The following is a 12973-nucleotide window of genomic DNA, read 5'->3' on the forward strand; positions in this document are numbered from 1 at the left end:
TGACTTACGATAACGGTATTGAAATGGCTAGACACGAAAAAATTACGAAAAATACAGGTATGAAAATATACTTTGCTCATCCCTATTCTTCTTGGGAAAGAGGAACCAATGAAAACACAAATGGACTCATTAGAAGATACTTGCCAAAGGAAACTAATTTTAACGAAATTGACCTAAAACAACTCCAAATTATTCAAGAAAAACTAAACAATAGACCTAGAAAGATACTTGGATATAAAACACCAAAAGAAATGATGGATATTGAACTTAAAATTGTAGCTCAGTAACATCATAAAACTAAAACGTTTTGTTGCGTTACAACCTTGAATCCAAGTATTAATATGATTTCTTCATTGTTATTCAGTTTTAAATGATAATATGTTAGACCAATTGCTCCAGTTTAAATTTTGATCTCTATAGCGAACTCTCCAGTAATAGGTTGTATTAAGTATTAATCGTCGTGTTTGTTCATCAGTTAAATCATCGTTTTTTTGTCTGTTTTCTTTGTAGTACCAATTTTGATATTGTTTCCAATTATCGAGAACTAATTTTGAGAAATCTTTTGTTGTTGATACTTGCCAGTGTGATGCTGCATGGAATGTATTGTTAAAAGAGCTTTGAAACTCATCTGCCTTTAGTAGTGTCCCCGTAATTGCAACAGTTTCATTATTTGGTGATATAGCTTTAGGAGTAGCTGGTTTTCTTTCTTTTTTCCAGATGGTAATACTATCTCTAAGTTCATTTTCTCTAAACTGTTCTGAGTTTCCTCTGCTAATTCTTTTAATTGTAAATTTCGAATCTTCTTTACTACCACTTACTTCTACCATTACAAAACCATATTCATCTTGAGTTACTGTGAATTCATCATAATCTCTTCCTTCAAATTTGCCCCAATTATCAATAGCTCCTCCAGCAGATGCAACATTTATCCACAAATGTTTATGGTCTCTAGATTGCCCTCTTGAGTATCCATGTGTATGTCCAAAAAAGTGCAAACTAGGTTTTCCTGATTTTGTACTAAAATTTTCTAGTATTTTTACAATTTTCCCGCTAAAATCTATTTCTCCAGGAATCCATAATTCTGATTTATGAGGATGGTGAAGTTGTGCAAACACAAAGGAAATATCATCGTTTTTTGCTGTTTCTTCTAATGTTTTTTTTAACCATTGGTATTGTTGTTTGGAATCTCTATAACCATCATTGGAATTTAACCCTATTACTCTTGTGTTACCATAATCTTTGTACCACCAATGTCCTGCATATTCTGGACTTCCATTTTTTGGAAGACTAAAATATTTAAAATAATATTTCGAATTATATTCATGGTTTCCTAAAACGGGATAAACAGGGACATTCGCAAAAAGTTTTTCAGCAGGGCTGAAAAAATGATCTTTCCATTGGTGAAATTTTGTCCCATTTTCAACTAAATCACCTGGAATTAATACCATGGCCAAATTATTAGGTAATTTGCCTCCGTATTCCTTCTTCAGGTAAGTTAAAATACCATCATTAACTATTTCATTAAATTTATTAGGAAAGTTATAATCATATTGCATATCACTCATTGCAATAATATTGAAAGACTCATTGTCACTTGCAAAAGGAGGTGTTTTAAATTGAAAAATATCAGAAATAGATTTTCCAGTTCTCACTCGATAATAATATTCTGTAAACCTTTTTAAACCTGTAAGTTTTACTTCATGAATTCTTACCTTGCTAAAGTTAACATCATAAGATTTTCCTTTGGATTTTTCTCCAAGTTTTTCAGTAAGTCCCCATTCAACAGTGCTGTCATCTCCAAAATTTGTTTGCCATTTTATAATAATTGAATTTGGAGTTGCGTCTTGTAAAAAAGGTTGAATTTCAATTTCAACTTGCTGATTTTGCCCAAAAGTTTGTATGCAAACAACGAGAGCTATAATAATACTTATTTGTGTTTTCATTTTGTTTTATGTTTAAACGAATTAAGACAACAATAATGTATGGTCTTAAATCATTAATGAATATTTATTTTAACCACCAAGTTAATTCTCTAATATTATCATTTCCTGCACCAAATTGTTTTTGAACGGCTTGAGAAACGTTGTCGGTATTATCTGTGTATTCCGAATTGGGATACATCCATCTTGTTGGAGGAGTAGCTGATGATTCATATGGTAAATTAGGAACTCCTGTTCTTAGATAATCAAAATACATTCTCCATCCTGTTTGCAGGAAAGATGTGAAATATTTTTGAGTAATAATAAACTCTAATTTATCCTTTTTTGATACAGCATTGTCAAAATCAACCATTGTTCCTGATAGGTATGTTGTAGCGACTCCTGCGTTTACATACTCTTCTAAACCTTTTGCATAATTATGATAAAAGGAAAAAGATGATCTAATACCATTTTCGTAATGAATTTTTGCGTCTTCAGTTATCCAACCTCTCACTGCAGCTTCGGCTAAAATAAATTCTATTTCCCAAAATCCTAATATATTATGTGGTTCTGTTGTAGGATCGGTGGAGTATCTTAAATTAACCTTCGATAATTTTCCTTCAGCTGCAAGATCATTAATTTCCCCATATGGTTTTAAAGCATCAGCTCCTGCATAAGCATCAAAATCATCAATTGTTTTTCCTGACTCTTTAGCGCTTTTTGTTTGAGAACAAAAAATGAATAGCCTTGGATCTTCTCTCTCTTTTAACAACTCAACAAAAGTTTGAGCCATGTACATACCTGAGCCATATCCGCTAGAATTAAATTCCGAATATCTAGATCCTTCGGCATCTAAAAATACTAATTGAGCATTATCTTCATTGGAAGTAATGATAGGTTCATTTGCAACTATGCTAGCAAATTCACTTTTAATATTAAGACTTTCATCCCCTTCCTTTTTAGATAAAGATATTAAAATTTTTAATCTATATGAATTGATTAATTTTCTCCATCTCAATATATTACCTTTAAAAATAATATCTCCTTCAACTATATTTGTATTAGTTTTTAATATATAATTAGCTTCAGATAATTCTAAAAGGATTCCTTCAAAAATATTTTTTTGTGTATCATAAACTGGAGTAAATAAATTTTCCGACTCACCTTTTAAAGCTTCTGCATATGGAACATCACCAAACACCATTGCTAAATCATAAAAATAATAGGCTCTAAAAAATTTGCCAATTGCAACATACTCAGGTGCTTCTACACGCTCTGCTTCTTCTATCATTTTGGTGAGTTCTCCCAAAATGTTGTAACCACTAAAACTAGCTCTATCCCATCTGTAATATTGACTGTTGTTTTCTCCCGATGATTCCACAAGTATTCTTGATGCGTATAGAGCAGAGGTTCCTGAAACTTGAAAAGCTTCTGCTTCAATATTGGTAAGTAATAATTGTGGATGTGTATTGCTAACGTTATTTGGGTTTTCATTTATTTCATCCAAATTGTAACAGGATGTTAATGACAAGAAAATCATTAAGATTTTTATATTTTTCATTTTTAGTGTTTTTATCTTTTTTAATTAAAATTTCATACTTACTCCAAGACCAACCCATCTCGTTGAAGGATCCTGAAGATTATCGTCATTACCAAAATCTGGATCAATAATATCTGCTTTTTTCCAAATCAATAGGTTGTATCCCGAAAGTGTAACACTTAAATTCTTAATTGCATATGGTTTTAGCATTTTTGTGAAATCGTAGTTAACAGAAACAGATCTTAATTTAAAAAAACTACGATCAAAAATGTTTGCAAATTTCTTGTCATCGGAATCCAAAATTGCAGCTTGATAAGGATACGTTTGACTCCAGCTTTGCCAATTCACAGCAGTTGTGTTTTTTTTATAAACTCTTGTATCGGAAATAATTTCACCAAAAGTGTCATAAGATACTTGACCACTTAAGATATTTACTCCCTTAGGTACATAAACTGGTACGCCAGCATCATATTCAGCATCTCTATATTCAGTAGAATTTGGGTGTTTTCCACCCCACCACATTTTTTCAACAGTTTTGGAGCGTATAAGTCCTCCCCAAACACCATCAATACCAATACCAACAGTAAAATTATTAAATTTGAAAGTGTTTTGTAAACCTAGAGTCCAGTTAGGATCTGAATGCCCTAAATTGCTTTCAAAATTATTCTTTATAGGCAATCCATTTTCATTAATAACTAATCCTCCGTCAACAGATTTCTGCCAAGTGGTGGCAAAGTAAGTATCAAGTCTATCATTCAGTCTATAATTTCCAAGATTTTCAGCATTGTCATAAATAGCAGTAATTTTTTTTACACTTGCACTCCAGTTTAGCATTACATTCCAATTAAATTTTTCTGTTTTATATGGAGATGCATTTAACACAATTTCATACCCTTGTCTTGTATATTCATTACCGTTTACCTTTCTGTTTTCAAAACCAGAAGCCACAGAAATAGGTAAATCAATAATTTGATTACTTGATAATTCATTATAATAAGTAAAGTCTAAACCTAATCTATTTGATAATAAACCAGTGCTGAATCCAATTTCGAAAGTGGATTTAGATTCTGGTTCAATATTTGGATTAATTAAATAATTTGGGTATTCTAATCTAATAGATCCATCAAAATTTCCGTTTTTGTCATAATAAGAAGATATTTGATAAGGTTCTAATGCACCTGACACCTTAGCCCAAGAAGCTTTTACTTTTAAATAAGTTATTACATTTGGCATAGTAATTAGATTAGAAACTAAAGTACTAATTGAAGTAGAAGGATAAAAATAAGATCTGTTTTCTTTAGGAAGAGTAGAGTTCCAATCATTTCTTCCTGTGAAGTTTAAAAATACAGTATCAAATAAATCAATTCCTACAGTAGCATAAATACTTTCTGTAGCTTCTTCTCGAACATAAGTACTTGCGTCAACATTTCCTTTAGTATTGTTGAGACTATAATTAAAAGGAACAATTAATCCATCAGTAGCATTGTATTCTTCATTATATTTATTATAATAAGTTGAGGCTCCAGCATTAACATCTATAGAGAAATTTTTATTAATATCTTTATTATAATGTGCCAATATATCATAGTCTACAGTAAGATCTTTTTTGTTCCATGTTTTATAATCTCCGTCTCTTGAATCTCCATAGTTTAAGTAAGTTTTAGGTGTTTCTCTATCCTCAAATCGATCTTTTAAAACACTTGACCCTCTTAGCTGAATATTAAAATTATCATTAAATTTATAATTCAATCTCATTTGTGCATTAATTAGGTTTGCATCATATTTTTGATTTAACTCATATGCTGCAAAATATGGATTGTTATACCATGCATAATTAAAATTTGCTTGCCTGTAACCTTCTTGCCCTGGAATATACATGTAATCTTTAAGATCTTGCCCATTAACATCATCTCCCATCCAAATTAAAATAGTGTACATATGATTATTTGGACCATATCCATGTCTTGGATAATTTGGAGAAAAAACCTTATTGTAAGCTAGTTTAGTATCAAGAATTAATTTATCGGAAAGATTTGTGCTCGACTTAAAAGTTATTCCACCTGTATTAATACTCGAGTTAGGAACTCTACCTTCTTGATGATTATAATTTGCAGTTAATCTAAGTGTTCCCATCTCATTTTTTTGTTGAATAGAAAAATCTGTAGAAGAAATATAGCCCGTACCTAAAAAGGTTTCTAAGTTGTTGTGATATTCCCATGGTGTAGCAACTCTTGAATATCTAGATTTATCATTATATTGAGTTCCTTCAACATCTCCCCACCAAGGAATAGTTTCTCCAGTTACATTATCTAAAATAGGACTGTTCCATTGTGCTACTAATACTCCATGCTCAAATTTTGGTCCCCAAATCATATCTCCATCAGAAATACCACCGTCTTTACCATCCCAAAATTCATATTTCCCATTAGATCCATTTCCATATTCTGTTTGAGTTTCAGGGAAAACAGTAAACCCAGCTGAAACCATTGTGCTGTGATTAAGAGTAATTTCTAGACCATTTACTTTTGCATTCTTAGTCGTGATTAAAATTGCCCCATCTTTCCCTCTAGAGCCATACAATGCGGCAGCAGTTTGGCCTTTTAATACATTAATGGAACCAATATCATTTGGTGATAAATCATAAAAATCAGTATCTACAATAACATCATCTATTACAATAATTGGACTTCCTCCTCTTAATTGAATATTAGCACTTTGGAATAAACCCGTTGGATTACTAATTGTTAACCCTGCTACTTGTCCCGAAAATAAGTTTGCTGTGTTAGGAACAACTATATTTTCAATTATTGAGACATCCATTTTTTGAGTTGAATATCCAATTTTCTTTTCTTGCCTTTTAATACCTAAAGCAGTAACGACTACAACTTCATCTAGAGATTCTAAAGAAGCATTCAAGTTGATTATTCCCAGATTCAACTCCTTGTCAAAAGGTACTTCTATCACAATAGATTTTTCATCATAACCTATAAAAGTTATGAGTAGTTCATAATTTCCAGATTCTACATTAGTAATTTCAAAAATTCCATCAAAATCAGTGGTTGTACCTTTTTGAGTGTTTTTAATTAAAATTGTTGCGCCCGGTAGCGGAATTTCAGCATCTTGAACAACACCCGTTATTGAGGATGTTGAATTCTGTGCTAGAAGATTTGAAACCGTTAAAAATAGGATCAAAAAGGCACAGTTAGTGTTCTTTTTCATTGTTTAAATGATTAATTGTGGTTAATATTATTTACACAAAAATCATTAATTATTTACCTGTCTGGAATAATATTGTATTATGATATGTTTACTAAAACTTACAAAAAAAGTTACTTTAAAGTATTTTAAACATTATCAATTTCAAAGAATATAAGATCTTAGAGAGTATAAAATGATGAAGTTGTATTTGATTAGATTGGTGTCTTTATCTAAAAATGAACTAAGTATGTTTTAAAAATAGAAATTAAGGGTTTGGTAAATATTTAGCGCAAGACACCTTAAAGTTATTATAGTATTATTTCATTCAAAAAACAGGTTTGTAATTAATTAACTCACCTTACGTAATAAAAAGTTCAAAATTCTTATTATGCCGTAGTTTAGGTCTCAATAGGTTCGGAGTGTTATTTTAAAATTTAAATAATACCTTTGAGATATGAAATACAAGAAATGGAATTTCGCCAAAAAGTTAAGATGTTTTTCTCAATTCAAACTATTTTTTCACGTTTGAGTAAACAACTCGAAATTAATCGAATTAACTTAAAAAAGTATGAGTTTGCCCTTACCTAATTTAAAGTTCTTTACATATTGATTGTTTAAAAAAAAAAATTTGGATTATTAAACGAACTACCGTTGTCTGCAATCAAAATAAATGACGAACGAACAAACGGCAATACGAACTACCTACTTTAGTATACTTGGAAATACTGCTTTAGCCATCATAAAAGGACTTGCAGGTTTTTTTGGTAATTCTTATGCTCTAATTGCAGATGCAATTGAATCTACAACAGATGTTTTTGCTTCACTTTTAGTTTTGTTAGGATTTAAGTATGCAAAACGACCAGCAGACACTAATCATCCATACGGACACGGAAAAATTGAGCCACTAATTACATTTGGAGTTGTCGCTTTTCTTGTCGTATCTGCTACAATTATTGCTTATGAAAGTATTCAACATATTCAGACACCCCATAAAACTCCGAAACCTTGGACTTTGATTGTATTAGGCATCATAATTATCTGGAAAGAAATCTCATTTCAAATTGTGATTAAGAAAAGTAAACAAACAAATAGTTTTTCATTAAAAGCAGATGCCTGGCATCACAGGAGTGATGCGATAACTTCAGTAATGGCTTTTATTGGAATTTCAATAGCAATTCTATTTGGAAAAGGATACGAAACAGCAGATGATTGGGCAGCTTTATTTGCTTCTACTTTTATCTTATATAACAGCTATTTGATTTTAAGACCCGCTTTAGGCGAGATAATGGATGAACAACTTTATGACGACCTGATAATTGAAATTAGAGAAAAATCTATTGAAGTACAAGGTGTTTTAGGTACCGAAAAGTATTTTATCCGAAAAGCAGGAATGTATTATCACGTAGATTTACACGCAATAGTTGATGGGGGAATTTCAGTGAAAAAAGGACACAAAATCGCTCATAAATTAAAAGACTATTTGAGTATTAAAATTCCAAATTTAGGGCAAATACTAATCCATATTGAACCCAATGAATAAAAAAAGTCAGTTTTTTCAAGGAAATTTGATGGATAAAAACAACTACAGAAGTTGTGTTTTCTTATGGAAACAACTGCTGATAAATATGATCTAGCTATCGTAAATATGGAATTATTTAATGAACAATTCTAGTCTTTAATTATAAAAAAAAATCATATATCTATGTTTTAGTTACAAGCACAAATAATGTATAAAAGCAGTATTAAAAGTGATGAAATCATATAAAAAATAAATATTAGTTTTTATTCTTCACAAACTAAATACAGAAAAAAATAATATTATCTTTGATAACTTATATTCAAATACATACCAAATGGTGTAAATCCAAAAATTTATCCATAAGCAAGCATTGATAAAGAAATTATCCCTTACTATAAATTGTATTTAGAATGTCAAAAAAAAGTATTGCACATCATAACTACTAAATTCAGATAATTTATTAACAATATTAAAAAAGAATATAAATAATCAAAATGAAAAAAATAACATTCTTACTTATTGCTTTAACGCTTATAAATTGTAAAAAAGAGATTAAAAAAACGAATGGAAAACTGAATGTAGTTACTACAACCTCTATGATTACCGATTTGGTGAATAATATTGGAGGTGATGTTATAAATATCCAAGGATTAATGGGTAGTGGTGTTGATCCTCATCTATACAAAGCAAGTGAAGGTGATGTATCTAAACTTGTTAATGCCGACATTATTTTTTACAATGGAGTTCATTTGGAAGGAAAACTAGTTGATATTTTTGAAAAAATGGGACATCAAAATAATAAAACAATTGCAATTTCCGAAGCGCTTGATAAAAACACATTGATTAGTTCTGCCTTATTTCAAGGAAATTACGATCCGCATATTTGGTTTGATATAACAATTTGGGAAAAAGCAACATCTTTTATTGTTTTAAAACTGTCAGAAGCAGTTCCTGAACACAAAACAGTTTTCGAAACAAATGGTGAAAAATATCTTAAATCGTTAAAAGCTTTAAAAGCTAAAATTACAGCTACAATCCAAACGCTTCCCAAAGAAAAAAGAATTTTGGTAACAGCGCATGACGCATTTAGTTATTTCGGAAGAGCTTTTGGATTTGAAGTTGTCGGGCTTCAAGGGTTGTCAACAGCAACAGAAGCAGGAGTTAAGGATGTTCAAAAACTAGCTGAGTTTATTATCCAAAAAAATGTCAAAGCTATTTTTGTCGAAAGTTCAGTTCCAATACGAACTATTGAAGCTCTAAAAGCATCCGTAAATTCTAAAGGTCATGATGTGCAAATTGGAGGTACTTTGTATTCCGATGCTTTAGGAAATGCGGGAACAATTGAAAGTACATATATAGGGATGTTTGAATATAATGTAAGAACAATTGTGGGAGCCTTGAAGTAAATGTTAAGTCGTAAATTTTAAACATAAAAAACAATATCAAGAACAACTGATTCCAAATACAAAATCGTCTGATATAAAAACTAAATGAGCAAAAAAATAGCAGTAAAAGTTGATGATTTAACAGTCGCATACAATTACAAACCTGTACTTTGGGATATTGATTTAGAAATTCCAGAAGGTGTTTTAATGGCAATTGTAGGTCCAAATGGCGCAGGTAAATCTACTTTAATAAAAGCAATATTAGGAATTTTAGAGCCTCTAGCAGGAAGTATTAGTATCTATGGAAAACCATACCACAAACAACGATCATTGGTTGCTTATGTCCCACAAAAAGGAAGTGTAGATTGGGATTTCCCTACTACAGCTTTGGATGTTGTTATGATGGGAACTTATGGAAGCCTTGGTTGGATAAAAAGACCCCGTCAAAAAGAAAAAAAACTAGCACTAGAAGCATTAGAAAAAGTTGGTATGCTTCCTTTTAAGAATCGACAAATCAGTCAGCTTTCTGGAGGACAACAACAACGAATTTTTCTTGCCAGGGCATTGGTTCAAAACGCATCTATCTATTTTATGGACGAACCTTTTCAAGGAGTAGATGCGACTACTGAAATTGCAATCATAAACATTTTAAAGGAATTAAGAAAAACAGGTAAAACTGTTATTGTAGTACATCATGATTTACAAACAGTACCTGAATATTTTGATTGGGTTACCTTTTTGAATGTCAAAAAAATAGCAACAGGATCGGTAAAAGATATTTTTAATGATGAAAATCTTACTAAAACCTATGGTATTAATTACAAAGTAAGCATTCAAAAATAGCATATAACTATAAAACATCATGGAATTAAAAGAATATTTTTCACTTGTTTTCTCTGATTATACGCTAAGAACCATTACGCTTGGAACAGCAATATTAGGTGCTCTTTGTGGCATGTTAGGCAGCTTTGCAGTATTGCGAAAACAAAGTTTATTAGGCGACGCTATTTCTCATGCAGCCTTACCTGGAATTGCGATTGCATTTATAATCACTGGAACTAAAGATAGTAATGTGCTTCTTATTGGTGCATTGATAAGTGGTTTGATTGGTGCATTTTGGATTCGTGGTATTACTTCTAAAACACATTTAAAATCAGATACTGCATTAGGCTTGGTACTATCATTGTTTTTTGGATTTGGAATGCTATTATTAACTTTTATTCAAAAACAACCCAATGCAAATCAAGCGGGATTAGATAAATATTTATTTGGTCAAGCAGCAACATTAATAGAACGTGACGTTTGGTTAATGGCAAGTATTACCGGGATATGCTTAATTGTATTGCTGCTTTTTTGGAAGGAATTTAAAATATTACTTTTTGATGCAGAATACACCAAAACTCTAGGTTTTAATACTAATTTTATAGATATTTTAATCACCGTATTTATCGTTTTAGCAATTGTTATGGGACTTCAAACTGTTGGGGTTGTTTTAATGAGTGCGATGCTTCTTGCTCCTGCAGCAGCAGCAAGACAGTGGACTAATAGCTTAGGGGTTATGGTTTTTTTAGCCGCTATTTTCGGTGCTTTTTCTGGAGTACTTGGAACCGCTATTAGCGCAAGTGAAAACAACCTTTCTACCGGTCCAGTTATTGTTTTAGTAGCATCTGTTTTTGTTGTTTTTTCTTTTGTATTCTCTCCAAAAAGAGGATTACTTTTTAAACAAATACGTATCATTAAAAACAGACGAGATTTAGTTTTACACAAAACATTGGCTTTTATGCACACTATTGCTAAAACACACGGAGATATTTCTCATCCACATACCATTAAAATTTTAAATAACTTTCATGGATTCACAAAAAAAACACTTCAAAAATTAGCTGATAAAAACTATATTAAAATTGAAAATAATATGTGGTCTTTAACAGAAGAAGGCTTTGAGAAAGCTTCAAATCTATACAACCAACAAACTTAGAATATGAGTAATGCACAAATAGAAATACAATTAATTGCTTGTGTCGTTGCCATTGCATGTGCAATACCTGGAACATTTTTGGTGCTTAGAAAAATGGCCATGATTAGTGATGCCATAAGTCACTCTATATTACCTGGTATTGTTATTGGTTTTTTTATTACACAAGATTTAAACTCTCCCCTTTTAATTTTATTGGCTGCAGTAACAGGAATTATCACTGTATTTGCAGTAGAAAAAATTCAAAAAATAGGATTGGTCAAAGAAGATACAGCCATAGGATTAGTTTTTCCTGCACTTTTTAGTATTGGAGTTATATTAATTGCCAAAAACGCAAATGATGTTCATTTGGATATTGATGCTGTGCTATTAGGAGAATTAGCCTTTGCACCTTTTGATAGGTTAATTATTAATGGAATAGACATCGGTCCAAAATCACTATGGGTAATAGGAAGTATTTTACTTGTAACACTTAGCTTGCTTATCGCATTTTTCAAAGAATTAAAAGTAAGTACATTTGATCCTGGATTGTCTGCAGCACTTGGTTTTTCTCCTACAATTATACATTATGGCTTAATGAGTATTTCATCAATCACAACTGTTGGTGCCTTTGATGCTGTTGGTGCAATTTTGGTTGTTGCATTAATGATTGCTCCTGCAGCAACAGCTTATCTTTTAACAACCGATTTAAAAAAAATGTTACTATTGGCAATTTCATTTGGAATTTTTAGTGCGATTTCAGGTTATTGGTTGGCTCATTTTTTAGATGCCTCAATTGCGGGATCTATCACAAGTACTTTAGGTCTCCTATTTTTATTAGTCTACTTATTTGCACCCAGTAAAGGTTTAATATCTGTATTGTATAGAGAAAAAAGACAGCGTATAGAAGTTTCATTACTCACCTTTTTACTTCATTTAAACAATCATACTGACAAAAAAGAACGTCATGTAAATCACTTAAACGAACATATAAATTGGCAAAAAGTACGTTCAAAAACAGTACTAGAATTGGCTTTAAAAAACAATATGATACATATAGACAACAATATTGTTTCACTAACCTCTAAAGGAAGCGATTTTACTTCAAAAGCAATCAATTATATCATTACAAACGAAGATTCTCAAATTGAAGATATGAAAGACGATTTCTTTTTGTTTAGAGGATAGTTCTCTCATCTGAACACCTATCAAATGACAATCCTAAATTAAGTGCTTTAAAAGAGAATACTTAAAAACACACCTTCTTAAAGGTATTATCTAGTTTAGCCCCCAATAAGTTCGGAGTGGTTGATAATAAATTTAAGACCGTTGCATAATGCTCTTTTCAGTTTTAGATTTCAATTTTGACTTTTTAAATCTAAAATTTATATTTTTTTTTCTTATTTTCATTGTTTATGTTAGTTATGGATCTATTTTTTGGTTCATTTTCCTTTAGTT

At 30.9% G+C, this 12973-nt stretch carries 9 protein-coding genes; 6 read left to right on the forward strand and 3 right to left on the reverse strand.

Going from position 1 to position 12973, the window contains the following annotated elements:
• Positions 1 to 287, forward strand: a 287-nt coding sequence (locus tag V5787_RS10305; RefSeq protein WP_336893142.1) for an IS30 family transposase, incomplete at its 5' end; no start/stop codon positions are given.
• 69 nt (positions 288 to 356) lie between these two features.
• Here the strand turns inward: V5787_RS10305 and V5787_RS10310 are convergent.
• From V5787_RS10310 to V5787_RS10320, 3 genes are all read right to left on the reverse strand, one after another.
• A complete protein-coding gene (locus V5787_RS10310; RefSeq protein WP_336893143.1) occupies positions 357 to 1943 on the reverse strand; it encodes a metallophosphoesterase family protein in 1587 nt (528 codons plus the stop codon).
• A gap of 64 nt (positions 1944 to 2007) precedes the next feature.
• A complete protein-coding gene (locus V5787_RS10315; RefSeq protein ID WP_336893144.1) occupies positions 2008 to 3480 on the reverse strand; it encodes a SusD/RagB family nutrient-binding outer membrane lipoprotein in 1473 nt (490 codons plus the stop codon).
• Positions 3481 to 3504: 24 nt separating this feature from the next.
• Complete coding sequence (locus V5787_RS10320; RefSeq protein WP_336893145.1) at positions 3505 to 6678, reverse strand: SusC/RagA family TonB-linked outer membrane protein; 3174 nt, start codon at positions 6676 to 6678, stop codon at positions 3505 to 3507.
• 649 nt (positions 6679 to 7327) lie between these two features.
• On the opposite strand from V5787_RS10320, the gene V5787_RS10325 reads away from it, so the two are divergent.
• From V5787_RS10325 to V5787_RS10345, 5 genes are all read left to right on the forward strand, one after another.
• Entirely contained in the window at positions 7328 to 8197 is an 870-nt protein-coding gene (locus V5787_RS10325) for a cation diffusion facilitator family transporter (protein ID WP_336893146.1), read from the forward strand.
• Positions 8198 to 8670: 473 nt separating this feature from the next.
• Positions 8671 to 9582: a zinc ABC transporter substrate-binding protein gene (locus V5787_RS10330; protein ID WP_336893147.1), complete on the forward strand. Its 912-nt coding sequence runs from the start codon at positions 8671 to 8673 to the stop codon at positions 9580 to 9582.
• A gap of 84 nt (positions 9583 to 9666) precedes the next feature.
• Entirely contained in the window at positions 9667 to 10404 is a 738-nt protein-coding gene (locus V5787_RS10335) for a metal ABC transporter ATP-binding protein (RefSeq protein WP_336893148.1), read from the forward strand.
• 19 nt (positions 10405 to 10423) lie between these two features.
• A complete protein-coding gene (locus V5787_RS10340; protein ID WP_336893149.1) occupies positions 10424 to 11539 on the forward strand; it encodes a metal ABC transporter permease in 1116 nt (371 codons plus the stop codon).
• A gap of 3 nt (positions 11540 to 11542) precedes the next feature.
• Positions 11543 to 12703: a metal ABC transporter permease gene (locus V5787_RS10345; protein WP_336893150.1), complete on the forward strand. Its 1161-nt coding sequence runs from the start codon at positions 11543 to 11545 to the stop codon at positions 12701 to 12703.
• Positions 12704 to 12973 lie beyond the last annotated feature (270 nt).

This window comes from Flavicella sp. (assembly GCF_037132785.1).
Taxonomy (GTDB): Bacteria; Bacteroidota; Bacteroidia; order Flavobacteriales; family Flavobacteriaceae; genus Flavicella.

What these genes read in the sequence shown, in the direction of transcription:
- V5787_RS10310 (WP_336893143.1), bottom strand. Translation starts at nt 1,943, where the DNA reads ATGAAAACACAAATAAGTATTATTATAGCTCTCGTTGTTTGCATACAA.
- V5787_RS10345 (WP_336893150.1), top strand. Translation starts at nt 11,543, where the DNA reads ATGAGTAATGCACAAATAGAAATACAATTAATTGCTTGTGTCGTTGCC.
- V5787_RS10315 (WP_336893144.1), bottom strand. Translation starts at nt 3,480, where the DNA reads ATGAAAAATATAAAAATCTTAATGATTTTCTTGTCATTAACATCCTGT.
- V5787_RS10325 (WP_336893146.1), top strand. Translation starts at nt 7,328, where the DNA reads ATGACGAACGAACAAACGGCAATACGAACTACCTACTTTAGTATACTT.
- V5787_RS10330 (WP_336893147.1), top strand. Translation starts at nt 8,671, where the DNA reads ATGAAAAAAATAACATTCTTACTTATTGCTTTAACGCTTATAAATTGT.
- V5787_RS10320 (WP_336893145.1), bottom strand. Translation starts at nt 6,678, where the DNA reads ATGAAAAAGAACACTAACTGTGCCTTTTTGATCCTATTTTTAACGGTT.
- V5787_RS10335 (WP_336893148.1), top strand. Translation starts at nt 9,667, where the DNA reads ATGAGCAAAAAAATAGCAGTAAAAGTTGATGATTTAACAGTCGCATAC.
- V5787_RS10340 (WP_336893149.1), top strand. Translation starts at nt 10,424, where the DNA reads ATGGAATTAAAAGAATATTTTTCACTTGTTTTCTCTGATTATACGCTA.